Annotated in this window: 15 protein-coding genes and 1 pseudogene; 3 read left to right on the forward strand and 13 right to left on the reverse strand. The window is 61.7% G+C overall.

Annotated elements, in window-relative coordinates:
- Nucleotides 1-750: 750 nt before the first annotated feature.
- Nucleotides 751-2,322 carry an AAA family ATPase gene (locus HZR14_RS00005; protein WP_181690816.1) on the reverse strand — a complete coding sequence of 524 codons (1,572 nt, stop codon included), beginning with the start codon at nt 2,320-2,322 and terminating at the stop codon, nt 751-753.
- A gap of 268 nt (nt 2,323-2,590) precedes the next feature.
- On the opposite strand from HZR14_RS00005, the gene HZR14_RS00010 reads away from it, so the two are divergent.
- Nucleotides 2,591-4,663: a vWA domain-containing protein gene (locus tag HZR14_RS00010; RefSeq protein ID WP_181690817.1), complete on the forward strand. Its 2,073-nt coding sequence runs from the start codon at nt 2,591-2,593 to the stop codon at nt 4,661-4,663.
- Between the two features lie 316 nt (nt 4,664-4,979).
- On the forward strand, nt 4,980-7,673 hold the full coding sequence (locus HZR14_RS00015) for a DEAD/DEAH box helicase family protein (protein WP_255479123.1): 2,694 nt from the start codon (nt 4,980-4,982) through the stop codon (nt 7,671-7,673).
- A 426-nt stretch (nt 7,674-8,099) separates the two neighbouring features.
- Here the strand turns inward: HZR14_RS00015 and HZR14_RS00020 are convergent, their stop codons facing one another.
- The 5 genes from HZR14_RS00020 to HZR14_RS00040 form a co-directional block, all read right to left on the reverse strand.
- Nucleotides 8,100-8,933, reverse strand: coding sequence for a deoxyribonuclease IV (locus HZR14_RS00020; RefSeq protein ID WP_181690818.1), 834 nt, complete (start codon nt 8,931-8,933; stop codon nt 8,100-8,102).
- A gap of 211 nt (nt 8,934-9,144) precedes the next feature.
- Complete coding sequence (locus HZR14_RS00025) at nt 9,145-9,945, reverse strand: lipoate--protein ligase family protein (protein ID WP_181690819.1); 801 nt, start codon at nt 9,943-9,945, stop codon at nt 9,145-9,147.
- 361 nt (nt 9,946-10,306) lie between these two features.
- Entirely contained in the window at nt 10,307-11,053 is a 747-nt protein-coding gene (locus HZR14_RS00030; RefSeq protein WP_181690820.1) for a ribonuclease H-like domain-containing protein, read from the reverse strand.
- Nucleotides 11,054-11,319: 266 nt separating this feature from the next.
- The gene (locus tag HZR14_RS00035; protein ID WP_181690821.1) at nt 11,320-12,207 is read right to left on the reverse strand and encodes a DUF7964 domain-containing protein; all 888 of its coding nucleotides are present in this window, start codon (nt 12,205-12,207) and stop codon (nt 11,320-11,322) included.
- The gene (locus HZR14_RS00040) at nt 12,204-13,175 is read right to left on the reverse strand and encodes a DUF7983 family protein (protein WP_181690822.1); all 972 of its coding nucleotides are present in this window, start codon (nt 13,173-13,175) and stop codon (nt 12,204-12,206) included. The genes HZR14_RS00035 and HZR14_RS00040 overlap by 4 nt, the downstream gene beginning before the upstream one ends.
- Before the next feature lie 107 nt (nt 13,176-13,282).
- Here HZR14_RS00040 and HZR14_RS00045 point away from each other — a divergent pair, with 107 nt between their 5' ends.
- A complete protein-coding gene (locus HZR14_RS00045; protein WP_181690823.1) occupies nt 13,283-13,642 on the forward strand; it encodes a hypothetical protein in 360 nt (119 codons plus the stop codon).
- Nucleotides 13,643-13,656: 14 nt separating this feature from the next.
- Here HZR14_RS00045 and HZR14_RS00050 read toward each other — a convergent pair whose 3' ends face one another.
- From HZR14_RS00050 to glpK, 7 genes and pseudogenes are all read right to left on the reverse strand, one after another.
- Nucleotides 13,657-14,565, reverse strand: coding sequence for a hypothetical protein (locus HZR14_RS00050; protein ID WP_181690824.1), 909 nt, complete (start codon nt 14,563-14,565; stop codon nt 13,657-13,659).
- Between the two features lie 25 nt (nt 14,566-14,590).
- Nucleotides 14,591-14,752 (reverse strand): annotated as a pseudogene (locus tag HZR14_RS14540) (PIN domain-containing protein); the annotation flags it as partial.
- Nucleotides 14,712-15,116, reverse strand: coding sequence for a UPF0175 family protein (locus tag HZR14_RS00055; protein WP_181690825.1), 405 nt, complete (start codon nt 15,114-15,116; stop codon nt 14,712-14,714). The pseudogene HZR14_RS14540 and the gene HZR14_RS00055, both read right to left, overlap by 41 nt.
- Nucleotides 15,117-15,433: 317 nt before the next feature.
- On the reverse strand, nt 15,434-15,916 hold the full coding sequence (locus tag HZR14_RS00060; protein ID WP_181690826.1) for an FKBP-type peptidyl-prolyl cis-trans isomerase: 483 nt from the start codon (nt 15,914-15,916) through the stop codon (nt 15,434-15,436).
- Nucleotides 15,917-15,977: 61 nt separating this feature from the next.
- Entirely contained in the window at nt 15,978-17,147 is a 1,170-nt protein-coding gene (locus tag HZR14_RS00065) for a Cdc6/Cdc18 family protein (RefSeq protein WP_181690827.1), read from the reverse strand.
- Nucleotides 17,148-17,328: 181 nt separating this feature from the next.
- Nucleotides 17,329-18,423: a DUF7973 family transport facilitator gene (locus HZR14_RS00070; RefSeq protein ID WP_181690828.1), complete on the reverse strand. Its 1,095-nt coding sequence runs from the start codon at nt 18,421-18,423 to the stop codon at nt 17,329-17,331.
- A gap of 3 nt (nt 18,424-18,426) precedes the next feature.
- Nucleotides 18,427-19,959, reverse strand: coding sequence for a glycerol kinase GlpK (gene glpK, locus HZR14_RS00075; protein WP_181690829.1), 1,533 nt, complete (start codon nt 19,957-19,959; stop codon nt 18,427-18,429).
- Nucleotides 19,960-20,129 lie beyond the last annotated feature (170 nt).

Consider the following 20,129-nt stretch of genomic DNA (forward strand, 5'->3'; position numbering starts at 1 on the left):
AGTTCCGAGAAATCGCGTTGATGTGTGTCGTCTATAACATCAAGCGAGCTGTGAAACCGTGAATTCCACCGCAGTATGGCGATTCAACACAGCCGTCTATCCCTTGCAACACTCGATAGGCATGCGGGGCATTCGCCGCTGAACGTGCCGGAGAGGAGTCTGAATAGCCTTGAAGGCCGTTCAAGAGTCCGCGTGGAAGTTCACAGATTCTCCGGTTCACTCTGACTGAAGTTGAGTATGAGCGAGGTGAAATCGATTTCGAGCTTATCGACGGTAGCATACATCAAACCGTTACTCTCGGATACGGGCGTGGGATCGGTGTAGCCGATACTGTTCGATGTTCGTCGTGTGAACGGGAGCTCACCGAACGCAACCCGCTTCAAACGATTTCGGATGGACTCAAATGCCAGAGTTGTACCAAAGAGCGGTGATATGGCGACCTCTCGATAGTTCAATAGAGCAAAGTCTCTGAGCGAATACAGCCAGCACACTGATTCGTCGAGGAAGCCGCCGAACGAGCTGGATCTCCTGAACTGGAGGAAACGATCGAAATCAGAATATGCTGAAAAGATTCGAAACCTCGACGAAGTGGCGCTGTTAGTCCTGGAGTGTGGCGACTGCTCGGCCCATTTCATCGGCCTCTTCGCTGTGCGACATATCGTACGTCACGAGCGCTTTTTCAACCGCCTCATCAAGACTTATTCGCCAACCTAATTTTGACTCTTTTATTGCTTCTATTTTGAACGGTTATCAGCAAAGCAGTAGATACAGCCAGTACGGCAGCTGGATGATCCCATCCCCTATCTGCTGGATCGTCGTATTGTCGCCGACGGTATCGCCGGTGACGAGGAACCCGATCGGGGTCTCGTACGTCTCGAGGAACGCGTCCAAAGCCGCCCGCTTGTCGTCGACGGGCGGCTGGTAGGCGAGGGCGACCGGAACCGGCGTGTCGTTGACCTCGAAGACGAAATCCACCGTCCCATGACGACTTTCCCAGTATTCGACTGTGGGCTCAACGTCGTTCCCGTTGGCGGCGTTGACACCGTAGGCGAATCGCATCGTGTGATCGAACGCCGCGATCCGTGCGAGGTTCGCTTCCACGTCCCGATCACGCAAAGCCGAGGTCGGCTCCCCGTCGGTAAACGCCGTGACGAGCCCTGTATCGCGAAGGTAGAGCCGGACCGAGCGCGGGCGGGCGTTGTCGTACTCCGTCGTCGCCGTCAGGAGATACAGTTCGGCCAGCGCCGACAGGTAGCTATCACGGATCGTTCGTCGGTCGACGTCGAACAACTCGACGAGTCGCTGATAGCGGACTGACTCCGTCGCTTGATTGCGGGCCGCCAGCGCACACACCCGCTCGAGATCAGCGATCGTCTTCACCGACTCGAAGGCGGGCACCTCACGATACAACGCGTGTCGGACGTCCCCGAGCAGGCGGTCGTACGCGGCGTCGTCGAGATCGCTTGCGTCCTCGATCGCTCCCTCCTGCGCATAACTCAGGATGCCGCCCATCGCGAGGTAGTGGACGACCTGTGACTGGATGCGTCGGGTGACGTCCGAGACGCGGTCGTGTTGATCCCGGATCGTCTCGACGAGCGCTGCCGGGTCGCCACCGTCGAGCGCCGCTGGCAGGCTCGAAGCCCCGCGTCGGATCGGCGTCGGGCTCACACGGCGGTCGGTGTCCTCTAACGATGGGTACAGCGTAAAGAGATAATCGCGGAACTTCTCCGGTAGGATCGGCTGGACGTCGTAATCGTCAGCAGCGACTCCGACGCGATCGAGTTCCCGCTCGAGTTGGCCGCCGGCGCTGGCTGTAACGACGACGTGGCGTCCGGGAACGGACTCGAGCGTCTCCGCCACCGCCGTTCCCCATCCTTCGATGGATCGCTTGGTGGGATGGTCGACCCGATGGACGTCGTCCAAGAGTAGAAAGTGCGGGTTGGGATCATCCAACCGACCCAGAACGCGGCTTTCGTAGTAGCGGATCGCCTGTTGGAGTTGGTCGTCGGACTGCAACTGATACAGCGGGTCGGCGTCGAAGGGGAGATAGCAGAACCGTTCGGGTGCGTCGCCGTCGGTCAGCCGATCGTAGATGAACTGCCGCAGCAGCGTCGTCTTCCCAACGCCGAACCGACCAGCCAAGCCGAGGACGGACTGATCTTCGAACTGGCTGCCCGCCGAGTCCGGGCGGGCGAGATGGTAGTAATCGCTCCGCCGTCTGGCCGGCAGCGTTGGCCCGATGGCGGTCGCGCCGTCGTCCCACCACGGATTGTGCTCCCGGAGCGCTCGAACGAGCGTATCGTCGCCGACGTCGAAGCTCATGTCGCCCCGATGGCTGCTGGGAGCTGTCTGTCCCGCGTGATAGACCGATTGGTCGGTCCCTCATACGGGCGTGCGATACACACTATCGACATTACGTTGTTGTTTACAGACGCTCTAGTAGCATAACACTTCCCCTCGACGGAAGATTTAAACCAATAAGGCGCAAAGTAATGCGTGGGGTGGGTGGGAAAACGGCACCTCGATGCCGTTTTTGACACTACAACGCGCATGACCGCCCGGTTGGCGTCCGGGATACGACGCCTCTGCGATGAATACCAACACAACAGCTCCAGACGGCGCGTGGGAGGAATTGACAGCGACGATCGTCGGTCGGCGTGTGATCGACTGCGACGGGACGCTCGTTCAACGGCTACTGGTTGAACGCGCGGACGGAACGGAGATGCCCGTGCTGGCTGGTTCGGCGACTTCGAAAGTTGCCGGGCTCGTTGCAGGCGAGCAGTACGTCTTGGCGGATGTCGTCTACTGTGAGACGAAGACGGAGCCAGCCCAAGAAGCGTGCCCGGATTGTGGCGGGGGGCTTCGCCGCGGTACCGCGCTGGATAGCTTCGATCCCAGCCTCCGGACGGCTGTCGACCGGCTGGATCTCGACGGCATGGTGGCGGTCGTTACGGATCAGACTCGTGTCTCCGAGGTGCAGCCGGACACTGAGGCTGAAACTGACGACTGGATTCCAATGGAACCGTCGGCATCTCGGGGCGTTACTGGCCCCAAATTCGTCTGTGAGGACTGCGGGCAGTCGGTCGACGCACACCAGCTCCACGCGACGAACGAGTCGCTTTCCAGCGGTCCAACAGAGCAATTCCAACAGTCTTCATTTGCCGCCGATGACTCACTCGGGATGGCGACGGGTGGAGCCGCCGACGTGACGAACTTCCGGGAGAACATCCGAAGCGGGTACACGCCACAACCGGATGCGCTGGCGACCGAGGGGCTCTTCTACGACTACCACTTCCAGACCGGCGGGACTGCCCCGGAGACGGATGCTTTGTTCGCCCCGCAGTACGCCTCGGCCCTCAGCGAGCATCCACTCACCGACGAGGTGGAACCGTACGTCGCCGTGGGTCTCGATTCGAACATCTCCGCCGCGGAGTTCGAGCGTCCAGATCTGGATCTCGTGGCGGTGCTCGATATCTCCGGGTCGATGGACAGCCAGTTCGACCAGTACTACTACGACGAACACGGTCGCCGTCGCGAGACCGACGCCGGCGAGGAGACGAAACTCTCAGCCGCCGTCGACTCTCTCTGTGCGTTGACCGAGCAACTCGAGGCCGACGATCGACTCGGGGTCGTGCTCTACAACAATCGCTCCCACGTCGCGAAGCCGCTTCGTGACGTCGACGCGACGGATCTGCCGGCGATCCGACGGCATCTTCGCGAGATCACGGCTGGTGGGGGCACGAACCTCGCCGATGGCTTCGAAGCCGCCTGGGAGCTGTTGGCGGACACGCCCGCTGAGGGCCGCGAGCAACGCGTCGTCTTCATGACGGATATGATGCCCAACGCGGGGGCCACCGACGAGGGCGAACTCACGTCGTTGTTCGCGGACGCTGCCAGTGCCGGCGTTCATACGACGTTCGTCGGGATGGGTCTCGACGAGAACGCCGATCTCGCTGCCGCGCTTTCGGGGATTCGGGGTGCGAATCACTACTTCGTGACCTCGGGCGAGGAGTTCCGACAGCGACTCGGCGCGGAGTTTGCCTACATGGTGACGCCGCTGGTGTACGACCTCGCGCTCGAACTCGACGCCGAGGGTTGTGCGATCGAAGCCGTTGCCGGGTCCCCCTCAGCCGACAGCGCAACGGGGCGACTCATGCACGTCGGGACGCTGTTCCCGTCGCCGAAGCAGGACGGCGAGACCCGCGGCGGGATCGTTCTCGTCCGGTTGGATCGGGCCGCACTGACCGCCGATCTCGAGTTGGTCGCGTCGTGGACCGAACGGGATGGCGAGGCCTACAGCCAACGGCTTCGGATTGAGCTGCCAGATGCCCCCGAGTCGTACGCCCACGACGGCGTCCGGAAGGCGATCGCGCTCTCCCGGTATGCTCGTGAACTCCGCAGCTGGGCGGAGACCGTACGCACCGCGTCGGATCGGTCGGCTGCCGTCGACGACTGGCTGCTCGAGGACGGTCGAAGCGAGCACGAGCGCGACTCCGTGCCGCTGGCTGTTCCGGATGATGCTGCGGCCCGATTCCAGCGGCTTCGGGCGTATCTCGCCGACGAGATGGCGGCGCTTGGCGACGAAACGCTCCAGCAGGAACTCAACCTGCTGACGAGGCTCTGTAGCGACACGGCGGTCGAGTTGTCTAAACGATCGGAGTAACACTCGTGATCACCTATCGCGACGGGCCCGCTGCTGCTCCGCACCTGAGCGTTAGCCGAAAACCTGCCTCGCCGAGGTCGAGTCGAGCACCACTCGGTGAGACGGGGAATCCGGCTGACGCCATCAGGCTGTGCCCCCGTCGCGAGGAGTCCGCCATCCCAGGTCTCGTCGACAGCATGGGGATGCACCTACTGTCTGGGATGAGTGACGGAACACGAGACGGCTCCGATTGTGGTGATTGGGGGTGTCATAATGTGGTCAAAGGCATTGATGTCACCAACACGTATAATATGATTCACATGGATCGAGGTAACGTATGACTGGGTTGGGGGGCTATGAGTACGAGTACAATTTCTTCGGAGAGTATCAGTCCGCTGTGCTCTCAAAACGGCCAGCGATCGAGCAACTCGTTTTGCTTGACGATGAGGTCGCCAACAAGATCATCATCTCCAGATATGAGGGGCCGGTTGACCCGGTTGAATGGGGTTATCTGGAAGAGTATTATAGCGGGCTTTTTGCTGATTTCATTACGGAGCGAATCGAGGGACTTGTCGATCCAACACCAGTCGATCGAAACCGCGAGCGCTTCCATCAGCTTCGGTCGGATATCGTTGCCCTCAATCGGAAACTCCCCGCGCAACGATCCGCTCGAGCCGATGTCCTTTCAGGGCCCGCCGAAACCGTCCTGTTGAAACATCTTCGTGAGCGCGGGTTCGATCCGAGCGCGCTCGACATCACACACATCGGTCGCGGTGGGGGGCTATATTTGCTCGAGCTGTTTGTCACTGCTGCCCAGCAGGAAGCCTATGCCGAGCAATCCTTGCTACAGCCGCTATTGAACGAAGCTGCTGCTTTAGGAGATCTCACCAAAGCCGAGGCTCGTGAGCGGTTACGTGCTCCACTGTTGATGGTTTCACTGTGGGAGAATCAGGAAACCGGGCTCGATCGCTGGCAGCAAAATGACCGCGAGGGTATTCTCGAGATGGCGACGGCGACCGGTAAAACCGTCGCTGGGATCGCTGCGATCGCAGACGTCTGCGGAGCGTTCCCAGAACAATCGGAGTCGGCACGGACGGATGAGGCCCGGATCCTCGTGGTCGCCCACTCGAATGCGATTCTTAAACAGTGGGAGCGTGAGATCCAGGAGAAACTCGGGCTACCGATGCCAGCACACGACCCCGGCGAACGGGCCGCTGACGTGAGCTTCACCGATGGGCGAGTTGAGTTTCAGACCGCCCAATCACTGCTGCCGCGATATGACCGCGATTTGGCTGACGAATACGATCTCGTCATTTACGATGAAGTCCACCACTACGCCAACGAAAGCGGCTACGGAGCAGCGATTGCCCGACCAAATTACAAGGCTGCGATGGGGTTGTCGGCGACGATCGGGGACGACGCAAGCATGAAACGCCGGCAACTCACTGACTTGCTTGGCGACGTTGTGTACACCTACGGTGTTGAGCAGGCCCAGCGGGATGGAATCATCCCGGACTTCGACTGGACGGTTCATCCAACGCCGCTTGATCCCTATGAGCAAGAGGAGTGGGACGAGACCACAGACCGGATTTCTAACCAGTTCAAACGCCTCAAGCATGCGGATGCGACAACTGAATTGCTGGAACGACTCCCTGTCCCGTTCGTCGAACTTGAGGACCTCGGAGACTTCATTCGCGCCCACGAGGCGGCTGGCCGGACGCTATCCAACGATGCGATCCCGGAAGAATGGGAGAACCTCGCTGCGACGATCCACTCGCGAAGTTGGATCCGACACCGTTCACAGCCAAAAATCGATGATGCGGTTGCCCTCGCTGAAGAATATCTCGCGGATTCAGACTCTCCGATCAAAATCGTTATTTTCGCGATGGACATCGAGACAGCGGATGAAATAGCCGACCGACTGTCGGGGACAACTGCCGACGTGTATCTCGCCCACTCGAAGCTAGAATCGTCGTCGCGGAAGACACGGCAGACCGTCCAGCGAAACATCGACGCGTTCAGCAGGTGTGACAACGGCGTCTTGATTTCGCCGAAGATGCTTGACGAAGGGATTGATGTCCCCGACGCTGAGGTCGGCATCAACGTCGCCGGGACGAAGACTAAACTCCAATTGGTACAGCGAATGGGTCGAGTGCTTCGGAAACACGGCGAGCAGCGGCCTCACTTCCATCACTTCATCGCAATGCCGGAGGAAGGCGACTACGTCCCCGGGCTTGACTCGAAAGAGTACGTACAAGAACTCAATTGGGTCCGTGAACTCGGGGAGATGATCGGCGTTCAACCGGTTATTGATGATGCCGGTGTCGACAGCGAGCTCTTAGAGCGGGCTGAACAGCGTGGTCACGAACTGTGGGCGCAAGACCTGCTAGAGGACCTGGAGGTTGAAACTGTCCAAGGGAACGTCCAACTTGAGGAGCTCTTGAACGCACTCACCTTCGAGGCGACGACCGAGTTGCTGGCGACGCTAGATCTTGACGGCGCTCGTCTTGAACAGGATAACTGGCAGACGGCGATGGACCACCTCCGTGAATCCGAGACGCTGCCCGTCGAAGGACTCCAGCGCGTCTGGTGGCTCTTCCCGCTGTATCGCGAACGTCCAAGCGAACTAGTGGAGCTACTTGAAGCTTCACGAGAGGCGCTGCAACCCGATGAAGACGAGGCGACGATAGACTCGGTGGCAAATGAGCAATCACTGACCGAGTTGGGGGATATCGATCTGGAAGCCGCTGAGAATGAGCCTCGGGCAGCATCCAACGATAGTGGAGGCAGAAACCCCTCGGAGGGTGCTTCAACGACACGCTCAGAGGCCCCCGAAACCTCGGTAGGAGCGGAGTCCAGCGACGGGTTGGGGCACGGTAGTGGGGGTAGTGAGCCTTCGTCAGCGCCATCTAGTGGCCAATCAGAGCCTCAGACGTCTGTAGAAACCAACGCCGATGAGGCGACTGAAAACAACGACAACGATAGCGATGGGATCGTCGGCCGAATCCGTGAATCACTATTTGGGGAGTAACTGGATCTCGGCCTCAAATCTATAGGAGGAGCAGTCCGAGTGCCTCGGGGTCGTACGGAAGACGACGTCTTCCGTGATGACGAGAGACGGCGTCTCTCGAACCACTTGCCCCCGAGGTACCTCACGAGATGAGTATCGATCGGCTGGAGACGATGCCGCCAATTCTGGAAATAATCGGCTTTGAGCCCGATGATCTCCCGCACCCATCAACGTTGAATAAGTGGCTCGATACGATCGTGACACAGATCCGGAGAGTGCCGCTGCGCCACTCGGCGCGGCTGCACGATCCCTCGCCACATGTCGCCGTTGACGCGACCCACTACGAACGGTCACCGGAGAGCAAACACCACTGCGACCGCACCGATTACTCCGCCTCACTGGCGGTATAGCGCCGCCGTACTGTGCGCCAACGCCGTTTCAGCCACGTTATGCGCCGTGGAGTTCCCGGACCCGCTCGACGTTCCAGGCGAAGGACTTGCCGTCCTCCGTCGGCGTCTCCAGGACGAACGGGACGTCGGCGACGGCGTCGTGATTTATGAAGGCAGTCATTCCCTCCTCGCCGATCAGCCCCTCCCCGATGTGGGCATGTTCGTCCTTGTTCGTCCCGCAGCCGTGTTTCGAGTCGTTGAGATGGACGTACTCGAGGTGCTCGATACCGACGACATCGTCGAACTGCGCGAACGTCTCGTCGACTCCCTCCGGCGTCGAGAGGTCGTAGCCCGCCGCAAAGAGATGCGCCGTATCGAGACAGACGTCGAGGTCCAGTTCACAGCGCTCGAGGACGCCGGCCAGCTCCTCGAAGGAGCCGCCGAGTTTCGTCCCGCTCCCGGCGTCGGACTCGATGAGCACCGTCACGCCGTCGGGGACGTCGAGTTCCGCCAGCGCCGAAGCGGCGTTGTCGAGGCCACCCTCGACGCCCGCGCCGGTGTGTGCACCCAGATGGACGTTGACGTAGGGGACGCCGAGCCTGGCCGCCGCGTCGACCTCGGCCTGCATCGAGGCGATGGACTTCTGCCGGAGGCCCTCCTTCGGCGTACAGAGGTTCACGAGGTAGGAGCTGTGGATGACCCACGGGCCGACGCCGCTCTCCGCCGAGCGTTCGCGGAACCGCTCGGCCTCGTCGTTGTCGATGGCCGGTTCCTGCCAGACCCGGGGGGAGTGCGTGAAAATCTGGCCGCAGTTGCCGCCGTACTCGAGTTGCTCTTCGACCGCGTTGTGGACGCCCCCGGCAACGGAGGCGTGGGCACCGATCCGAAACATATCCACAGTCGGTGGAGACGGTCAATAGGGGCTTCGGATCCGGCACCGTCGCTTTCTCACCGCCCCGTTCCCCTCCCGTCCGGCCACCCCGTTCCCCTCCCGTCCGGCCACCCCGTTCCCCTCCCGTCCGGCCACCCCGTTCCCCTCCCGTCCGGCCACCCCGCTCCGTCCCATCCATCCTCCCCCGGGGCCTGCGGACGACCCCCAGCCGTCACGACGTCGGGTCGGTCCGCTCCCGTACCCACCGGTCGTCGTCGTATTTTCGCTCGCACAGGTCCGCGGCCCGGTCGCGTTCGGCGTCGGTCCAGGTGCCCGGATCAGCGTCGGCCCACCGGGCCAGTTCCGTCTCCAACCGGTCGACGAACGCGGCACGGTCGGCATCGACGGCCGGCCGTTCGGAGACCCCCCCCACGCGGTCGGCGAACGCCTCGGGGGCCACCGGCGGGTCGACGAACGGGACGAGGTGCGCTTCCGGGTCGGATTCGAAGGTCAACGACCCGTGCTGGACGACCGCCTCGCGGGTCCGATACTGGGCGTTGCCGGCGACCTTTCGGCCGTCGCAGACGAGGTCGTGGGCCGGATCGAGCGCCCGGAGATAACAGAGCGGCTGCCAAAGCGCCGGGGCTCCGGCGTCGGCGAATCCCACGTCGGCCCCCACGGTCTCGAAGGCCGCAAGCACCGGTTCGAGAAGCCGTCGATAGCACTCGGTCACATCGCCGGGAAACGCCGAGCGGGGCGCGATTATCGAGTAGGCAACGTCGCCGGCCTCGTCGTGGTAGATCGCACCCCCACCCGTCTGGCGACGCGTCACGTCGATCCCGGCGTCCGAGCAGTGCTCCCAGTCGACGACCGCGGCGTCGGTACCGTAGCCGAGCGAGACGGTACTCGGCGTCCACCGATAGAGCCGAACCGTTGCCGGGCCGCCCGAGGCGACCGTCTCGGCTGCTGTCTCGTCGAACGCCATCGCCAGCGGGCCGCCGAGTCGCTCCTCCGTGATGAGCCGCCAGTCCATACCCCGCCTGAGACGGCGACGGACAAGCGGGTTTCGCTACCGTCACGAGCGGAGCCACGCCGCGGGGGGACGAACACAGTTCACTGTACATCGCCTCAGTCGTCGAGACCGGCTCTCGATGCATATGGGATTCTGGCGTACTCACACAGAGTGCGAAAGCGTAGTCCGGAACGACGACACGAATCGCCGGATCATATCCAGACGACCTCGGCCTCCTCATTGCGGTTGTGCGCCATATGCATTGAGAAGGTCGGTCTCAACTACTGGATCGCCCCGTTCTATATAGCGAATATCAATTTATGAGGTGCCCAACTGAGTGATACGCAGGTAGTACCGCGGTCGGGAGCCGACGTCGGTACCGCTACGGCGAAAACGTCTCCGGCAGTAGTTCCCGGTCGAGCCGTTCGACGGTCCGATCCGCGACTGTTCGCAGATTGATCGCGTCCTCGCGGTTGTACGAGACGAGCGTCTCCAGGGAGCCGTCGACGCCGCGCTCGTGTTCGCGCCACAGTCGGACGGCGTCTTTCCCGGAGATGTCCGGTCGGTCGCGCTCGACGCCGATCTCGGGTTCGATCGCTTTCAGCCCGCCCGTCAGCCCGACGCGCTTGCAGGGGTACATCAGGTCGAGGTGGGGCCGATCGATATCGATATCGAACGAGGCCTCCAGGAAGGGGACGTCGAAGCGTGCCCCATTGAACGTGACGAGCAACGGCGAATCGAGCAGTTCCACGAGGCTCTCGCGGGTCAGGTCGTCGCCGCTGACGAGTGTCTCCGTATCGTCGCCCCGATACGCGCTGACACAAGTCACGCTATCGTGGGTGTGATTCAATCCCGTCGTCTCGATGTCGAAAAAACACGCTTGCCCGCGGAAGTCCTCGTAGAGCCGCCAGCGTTCCCGCGAGGGGAGCGCCCGGTCGAAGAACGCCGAGTCGCCGTCATCGAGACGCGGGCGTGCACGGTCGATGAACGACTCGATCCGGTCCGCGGTCGTCGGGCCACACAGCGTCCGGTCGAACGCCGCCCACGTGAGCGCGCCAGAGTTCCACAGTTCCCGTTCGGTGGCCTGGCCGACCCCCTCGACGCCGATGTAGGTGTGTTCGAGGCGCACGGCTGACCGTGGGATTGCCATTCCCCTAATACTGCCGACATCCGTTCGTGATGCGATCGCGACACCGGCGGGCGAATCGCGTGCCATCGCTATAGTGGAGATCGGAAGACAGTACACACTCGACCGCACGGCGGCAGTGCGATCGATGTGTACATAGTTGCGATGTTCACTATAGCGTACTACTCGTCCGACGCATCGAATCGGACGGGGGACGCCAGATTTAAATCGTATTCTGCGATATCAAATGGCATCTGCGGAAGTTGAGACTACAACAGGTGGCCGTACCCTTTGCGTTCGAGTTCGGCTTCCAGTTCGACGTGCATCGCGTCGACAGTCTCCTCGCCGAAGTGCTGTCCCGTCATCGCTCCCGACATTTCCGCGATCTCAGCGTGCCACTCGCGAACTGCGTCCGCAAGCGCGGCGAGAAGTTCTTCTTCGGTCTTGTTTGCGCCGTCGATCTCCTCGACGATCTGCCATCCTGGCTGGAAATTTTCGAGGACGTATCCTGTCTCCTCGAACTGAATCGCGAACCGCTCACAGACTGCTCCGAACCCGGTTTCGATGCTGAGTAACGGAAGGACGTGAACGATCCCTTTACGCTCCTCCAGTGCACGAAGATCCGCGACGGGCACAGCAGTCTCTGGAAGCACTGAATAGAGTGGATCCGGGAGCGGCGGGTCGCCCTCATCGGTTCTCGGTGGATCGTACTGGTCGTTGATCGAATCGCCCTTCTCGTTCACGACTGCTGGCTCTGTGTCACTCGGCTCATCGCTGAGAATCTCTTTTAGGATACCGTAGAAGCGCCACTCGTCGCCGTAGTCATAGAGATAGCAGATGCGGTCGTACTGTTCGAGGCCGAGCTGGCGGGTCATCTCGCCGATCGTCACGTCTCCTGCGTTCTCGATCCGTTCCGTACGCAATACCGGATCGCCACCAAGCGATTCTTCATACTCCTGCGGACACTGGTATTTGACAGCGCTGTCCCAGTAGTCCTCGTCATCACCGACAAACCAGAGATGGCCCTGATCGAGCCCGACTGCGGGGTTGATCGCCGACTGAAACTCAGCGATCGTTCTGTCTGCGCCGACGACGATATCTCGCCACAGAGATGTCGGGTCGGGGTCGAACTTGACGCGAAATCGGTAGGCAGTCATCCTTGCATCTCCGTACCCGTGCGGAAGCTCGTGAGGTCGTCGATACGTTGTTCAAGCTCCTCGACCTCTGCTCGGAGCTGGTCCGCCTCATCGTCCTCGCTGGCCGCGAGGCGGTCTTTCAATCCCTGCAATCGGGACTCTTTGACGTCTTCATCGACTTCGGCTTTGCGAACGTATTCGCTTTCTTCGACTTCGTACACATCGGATTCGGAGAGCGTGGTAACTTCCAGCGCTTCATCGACTTTCGAGCGGTCGACGCTCAGCACACGTTCGCGGTCGATGCCAGCGTTCTTGAGGCGTTCCAGCACCTCCTCGTCGTCTTTGAGCGAACGGTTGCGGCGACTCGTCCGCTGGACGGAGCCGTACTGCCCGGAAACCGGACGGTCGTGATGAAGCCGAGCGAGGAGGACATCCGCGATCTCCTTGCGGAATTCGTTAGCATCTCGCTGGACATCCGAAAGCAGGGTGTAGAGATTCACCAACGCGTCGGTCTCCAGTTCAGAGAGAGTAGTCACATCGTGGCGTTCGAGTGCATCGATGAGGAGAAGTGCATCCGAGTAGACATCAAGTCCGTCGGGTTCAGTTCGTTCCTCGTCCGTTGGTTCCTGTTCCGCGCCCACCACCTGCGTTGCCGTCGAAACCTCCGATTGTGTGATGATTCCAGCGTCTTCATCAACCTCGAACCGTGGATGGACACTCCACACCGCCGGGTATGGGTCGGCATCCGGCGGGAGACGGTCAAGATCAAACCCGTCGGGAGCGTCTTCGATTCGTCGATAGAGCGTTTCGAACTGGTCGCACTGGAGCGGTCGCTTCTCGTCTCTGTCTTCGAACTGAATGATGACGCGAGCGTCCTGCACGTCAGTAATACGAAATCGCTGATGGGAGAGCGGCGTGATGAGCGTCGCGCTCTCGGGAAGGTCGTCGAGTTCGTCGAGAAGCGTGTGCCAGCTGGCAGTGAAAGCCATATACAGTGGTTGCGAGCCACTCCGACTAAATCCTGTTCACGACGCGGCCACTGGCGGGTCGTCTCTTCAACAGACAGTCTGATACGTGGTATTTCGGAACTACTGATATGGCTGAGACGTACGCACTCCGTGTCCAGGTCGAGTCACACGAATACGACGGCGAGTTCTATCTCGTTGGTGAAAGGTACGGGACCCCAGCAGACGTGTTGGACAACGTCGCTGCCGATCATCTCTTGCGAATCGCAAATGCGCCACGTATCGAAGAGTACCTGCTCGACGTGCTGAAGCACGGAGAGAATACAAGTGAAGCCGAGTATGAGGCGACAGACAGCGATGTCGAATGCTGGATTCACGTCGACGTCTCCTACCAGAGATACGCCTTCGGTGTCGGGAACAGAATGTTCGAGTTCTCCGGCGTACCGACCAAAAGCGAAATCGCGTCGACTGTCACGCAACTCCAGTCGTAGCTGTGGACTCTCGGTCAGGGATCGAAGTGGTAGATGTAGGGGTGGTCAGCCTTCCCAGCGGGCATAATCTCTTCGAGTAGCTTGCGAACCTCGGATTCGGAGGGGGCACTAGTGATGATCCGATCATCGTAGATCCCTACATAGGCTTCGTTGAGTCCCAACTCGCGCAGTTCGCGACCCAAGCTGCGGGCTCGGGCCTTCCCCATTTCCTGGTGGTAAATCCGCTCCAGTTCGTCGGTTTTCTCCCGCAACTTCTCGATCTCCGACGCGTATCGCTCTCGGTTGCGCTTGTTCTTCATGTAGAAGCGCAACTCCTCGGCGTCCGTCTTTTCGTCTTCCTCGGGTACTGGAAGCGAGTCGATGATGCCGAAGCGATGTTTGGCCTCTTCGTACTCGTCATCGATGTCAGTACTGAGGGAACCCCCGAAGATGATGTTCTTGACCCCGATCCACCCGTCGTAGACGATCTGGTCCTCGAACGGCAATAGGACGACACTCGAAACTGGGACTGGAAGTGCGGACTCGTCCCACACCTCGGCGAACGGAAGTCGAGCCGGGCGGACTGCATATGCTTTCGGCGGTTCTGTCCAATCGAGGAAGATCGCGTCGTCCTCTCGATAGCGGACGACGACGAACTCTCCGGCGATAAAATCAGTCCACGCTGTGACCTGCTCGAGATCAGCCTCCGACAGGTCGGGAGGGTTCTCTTCAACGAAGTCCTCTATCAGGTCTGTCGTCGACTCGTTGTAGAGCGCGTTTCGGAGCGGGAGAAGCTCGTCTGTGTAGTGCTGTTCCAGATCAGCAACCGTTTCGATCTCTTTGATGACCTCGAAGCGGTCGTTGACATACACCAGCAGATGGGCGTACAGGTCCAGAAACCGTTGCTCACTCTCTTCGGATAGCCGTCTGTCGGCTCCACTCATCGGTAATAGACGTGTTCACGGGCACACCAACAACGGTCACACCCTGGTCTTTCGCAAACGACCGGGCATCTCCGTCGTCTGTCAGCAGCCGACCGCCGTGTGCGTCGGCGAGGGCGAACGCCTGTGCTTCCCCTGGATCGAGGTGATCACTGACAATCGCCTCTCTGTTTGCGACGGTGTCCGAGATTGGTACGTAACCCCTCATCAGACGAGTCCTCATCATCGAATTCGAGTTCACGTGCTGCCTCTGCTTCGTAGGCTGCGTCGTCTTCGTCAACGAGCCCGAGGCGAAGTTCAACACCATGCTCACGGAGGATATCACGCATCGTCCAACGGTCGACATCAGCGAGTCTCGCAGCATCACCGAGCGTGATTCGCTCACGTTCGTAGAGGGCGACTGCAGCTGCAATACGTTCGTTCTCGTTATCCTCGAAGTATTCACGCACGAACTCTCGCAACGCATCGCTTTTACCCCCGAACACACCAGCCTCAACAGCCCCCTCAATGAGGAGGTCAAGGTCGTCTGGATAGGAGCCGGTAATTCGAGCCATCGTTCTATCCGAGACTACGACTTCATACTATTCATGAACTACGCTAGACTCCTATATGCATTGAGACGACCAGTCTCAACTTCTGGCATCTGAACCCGCAGGCTCGGAGCCCCCTGCAACCACCCGCGGCCGGTCGGTGGACGCGAATTCGAGCGGACCGTCGTGTCCCGGACGCTCGGGGTCGCTGGAATCCCATCGCACGTGCCCCCACGTCGTCCGAACCCTCCCCGGCACATTCGAGTTCGCTCGCCGCCGCTCCCTCGTGGGCTGTGTCGTCTTCGCCAGCGGGTCCGAGGCGAAACCCAACACATACTGCTCTATCGCCGGGGCGATTCTACGGCGAGGACCTCGATGTCGAAGACGAGCGTCCGGCCGGCCAGTTCGTGGTTAAAATCGACCTGGACGGTGTTCTCCGTGACCGCGGTGACGTCGCCGTGAAGGTCGTTTTTCGCCTCGACGTGATCACCGATCTCGGGGGGATCTCCGACCATCGCCTCGAACGTCTCGGGGGCGTACTCCCGAACCCGCTCGGGATCGTGCGCACCGTAGGCGTCGGCCGGCGGGACCGCCACCGTCGCCTCCTCGTCGACGGCCATCCCGACGACGGCCGCCTCGAGGCCGGCGATCACCTCGTTCGCACCGACGGTGAACGACAGCGGTGAGGGCTCCGCATCCGCGCGTCCGTCCGGTAGGAGATCGTGCTCTCTGGCCACGTCGGGGCGTGAGGTCGCAAAGACGGTACCGTCCTCGAATCGGCCGACGTACCCGAGCCGGACTCGATCACCCTGTTCGATCGTCACACCGGCTGTTGCGGCGACCGATACATAGTGGCTTCGGAGCGAGGCGGGCCGACGGGACGGATCACTGCCGGAGGTCGTAGAGCCGACGGAACGCAGTCGGGGAGAACCGCAACTCGACGCGGCTGGGTGGCCGGCCCTTCCCGTCGTGGTCGTCCGACTGGACGCGTTCGACGATGCCGGCCTCCGCCATCTCATAGAGGAAGCGCTTGACCGTCCCCACGGAGAGATCGACGGTGGAACTGATCGCCTCCGTCGTCGCGGACACGGAGGCGCGGTCGTCGGCGTCGAGGTCGACGAGCTTCCGCAGCACGACCTGTTTGTTGGCCGGTAACGAGAGCACCTGCGCCAACGAGACGGACGGCTGGGGGATCTCCCCGATGGCGGCGTCGATGTCCTCCTCGAGGAGCCGGGTCCGCTCGGCCCGACTCGCCCGATCGGCCGCGATGAAAAGCGCCGCGAGAGCGTCGTGTGCGTTACCGTCGGCCCACTCGGCGATCCGGCGGGCGAGTTCGTGATCCAGCGCCCGCTGGGCGAGTCCCTCCGAGGCCCGCGTCATCAGGACGTCGACGAGCATCTGACGCTGGTAGGGTGCGACGTTGATCGACGTCGCCGTGTACGTCGTCAATCCGATCCGTTCGGGGTCGGCGCGGCCGACGGCCAGCCAACTCACGTTGCTCGGCAGGCCGGCGAACAGGTCGATGAGGCCGGTCGTATCGGTGCTGTTCGGTTCGCCGACGTGATCGACGGCTACGACGATCCCGTTCCGTGACTCCCCGAGGATGGCGTGGAGCCGATCCCGGAGCTCCTCGGTGCTGATGCCGTGTTCCGGCACCGAGTCCTCGACGAGCGAGTCGAGGACGGCGTGATAGAAGGCGAACTCGCTCGTCGTCTCTCGCATATCGAGGTAGACGAACCCCGGTGTCGTCGGCGACGCCGCCCGCGTGCTCGTGTGGATGACCGAGCGCGGCTCCGTCGAGAGGCGTTTCAGGTGATCGAACAGCGCGGTAACGATCGCGGATTTCCCCGAGCCGAACTCGCCGTATACGTACGCGTTCGGGGGGAGAACGCCGTCGAAGACGGGATCGAGGTGATCGAGCAGCCGCTCGAACACGGGGCCTCGATCCGAGGGCTCGTCAATGTGTGCCACAGGCGACAGCGAGTCGTAGTCCTGGATCAGGCGTGGCCCCTCGTTTCGGCGCTCCCGTCGTTTTATTCGCGCGTCGATGTCCATGTCCAGTCCACGTGTGTGATAGCGGGTGATTTCAGCCACGGCATAAAAAGAACCCCGGTTGAGAGAGCGCCCATCCCCTCCCGCGGGGACGGACGCTGCGGCGCATCGGACCGGTGTGTTGGCCCGACGTGCCACGGTTCTGAGCGATACGTCGGCCCGAAACGCGGTTCGACACCTCGATCTAGAGGTAACCCGCGTTCGGCAACACGCCGGCTATCGAGAGGACCGCGATGAAGAACATCGCGATCGCGATCGCCATCGCCGGGGGGTCGACGTGCGTCCCGGAGTGCGAATAGAACAGCCGTTGGGTCACCTCGCCGAGGAGGCCGCTGACCACGCCGAACACGCCGGCCGCGAGGAGCGCAACGACGCTTCCCGCGACGGGGGCGACGACCACGGCACCGACCGCGCCGATGAGGGTGATGTGGTGGGTGACGGGGATCTTTTCGACGCCGAGGTTCAAGAACAGCAGGCTGATCGCGGAGATGGCGTAGCCGAGGAAGATGCTCCCGGTCTGGATCCAGATGTAGCCGCCGAGGATCCCGCCGATGAGACCGATCGTCGCGACGCCGCCCCATTTGTACTGGTGGGGCAGCCACGGTTCGGTGGCCAGACGTCCCTCGTGTTCGAGCGGTACTTCGCCGCCGTCGGTGGCCATGCGGGGCTCCTCACGTTCGAAGGGCGACATATCCAGTATGCTCGATCCGGCCGCCTTTCCGACGAGCGGGTAGCCGAACACGACCCGCGCGATGAACGCGGTAGTGAACACCGACAGCGCGATCGAGTCGGTGATTCCAGTCCCACCGACAGCGAGGATCGCGGCCGCGAACTGATTGATAAACATCCCGAGAACCCCGAAGATGGCGCCCACCGCGAGGATGTCCGGTTTCGTGCCGAACGCGTAGAGGATGTTCTTCCCGAAGTGGTAATCCCAACCGTCAGGCTCCATCTCGGGGTACTTCTTACCGGCGTACGCGGAGGCGGCGACACCGCCGGCGAAGGCGATGTGTGGTCCGGTAATCGCACCGAAACCGATAACGCCGGTCACGCCCGCGGCCAGTTCGCCTTGACCGATCTCCGCGACCGCCCCGCCGACCTCACGCTGGAGGATAGCGAGCCCTTCGCCGAGGAAGACGACGAACCCGGTGAAGATGAACGCCGGGAGGGCGCCGATGGCTGCACCGAACGCGCCGCCCGCGAGGGCGGTGATAAACAGCAGCGCGAAGTCCTCCCACGGCATGCCGATGACCGGGACCTGAAGGATGATATCGTACATGGATCACTCCTCCTGGGCCCAATCGAGGGACCGCTCGACGGCGTCGTCCCATCGACCGTACATTTCGTCGGCTTGCTCGGACGCCATCTCGGCATCGAACTCGCGGTCGACCTGCCAGTTCGAGCGGAGTTCGTCGAGGTCATCCCAGTAGCCGACGGCCAGGCCGGCGGCGTAGGCCGATCCGAGGGCGGTGGTCTCGTCGACCACGGGGCGGGCGATCTCCGTCTGGATGATGTCGGCCTGCAGTTGACACAGGAAGTTGTTTTTGACGGCCCCGCCGTCGACCCGCAGCGTCGTGGTTTCGACGCCCGAGTCGGCCTCCATCGCCTCGGCGATGTCCCGCGTCTGGTAGGCGATCGACTCCAGCGTCGCCCGCACGATGTGCTCTTTTCCGGTCCCGCGGGTCATTCCCACGATCGTCCCGCGGGCACGGCCGTCCCAGTGGGGGGCTCCGAGCCCCGTGAACGCCGGCACCATGTACACCCCGTCCGTCGAATCAACCGAACTCGCGAGCTCGGCCGTCTGGGCGGCGTTGTTGATGATGTCGACGTCCTCGAGCCATTCGATGGCCGCGCCGGTGACGAAGATCGACCCTTCGAGGGCGTACTGGACGGGTTCGCCGGAGAGCTGGAAGCCGACCGTCGTCAACAGTCCGTGGTCGGAGGAGACGGCCTCGTTGCCGGTGTTCATCAGGTAGAACGACCCGGTCCCGTAGGTGTTTTTGGCGTCACCCGCATCGAAGCAGGTCTGGCCGAACAGCGCCGCCTGCTGGTCGCCGAGCGCCCCCGCAACCGGGACCTCCGCGCCCAAGAACCCGTCCGGGTCCGTGTGACCGTAGAGATTCTCGTCGGAGGAGGGCCGGACCTCCGGCAGCATCTCCGCCGGCACGTCGAACTCCGCCAGCAGCTCCTCGTCCCAGTGCATGCCCTCGATGTTGTAGAGCATGGTTCGGGAGGCGTTAGAGACGTCCGTGATGTGGTTGCCGGTCAGATTGTAGATGAGCCACGAGTCGATCGTCCCCATCAACAACTCGCCGTCGCGGGCACGGTCGCGGAGGTCCCGAGATCGGCTACTCTGGAGCTTCAGGGGCTCGGCGTTGTCGAGGATCCACTCCGTTTTCGTCGCCGAAAAGTACGCATCACACTCCAGGCCGGTCTTCTCGCGGATCTCCTCGACCTTGCCGGCCTCCTGGATCTCCTCGACGCGGTCGGTCGTCCGGCGGTCCTGCCAGACCAACGCGTTGTGTACCGGCCGGCCGCTTTCTTTGTCCCAGACGATCGTCGTCTCGCGCTGGTTCGTGATCCCGATCGCCGCCAGCTGTTCCGGGTCGAGCCCCGCGTCGGCGAGGCCGCTCGTGACGACGCTTTGGGTGTTCTCCCAGATCTCGACGGGGTCGTGTTCGACCCAACCGGGCTCCGGGTAGATCTGTTCGTGTTGTTCGTAGGCGTTTGCGATTACTTCCCCGCTGTGGTCGAAGACCATGAAGCGGGTTCCCGTGGTTCCTTGGTCGATCGCGCCGACGTATGAGGTTGTCATCGTTGTATATGCTCCTGCAGGCGGCAGTTTACTTCCGTAGCCACCTTGCCAATAAACAATAGGACACTATGTATTAAATGTTACCCATAATTGGGGGTTTATCAATAAAGATATCGGCGAACGGTCGGCAGCGAACCCTTGGACCGGCTCGTAGGACGCTTTCGGTCGGC

The sequence above is a fragment of the Natronomonas salinimetallica genome, assembly GCF_013839515.1.
Classification (GTDB): domain Archaea; phylum Halobacteriota; class Halobacteria; order Halobacteriales; family Haloarculaceae; genus Natronomonas.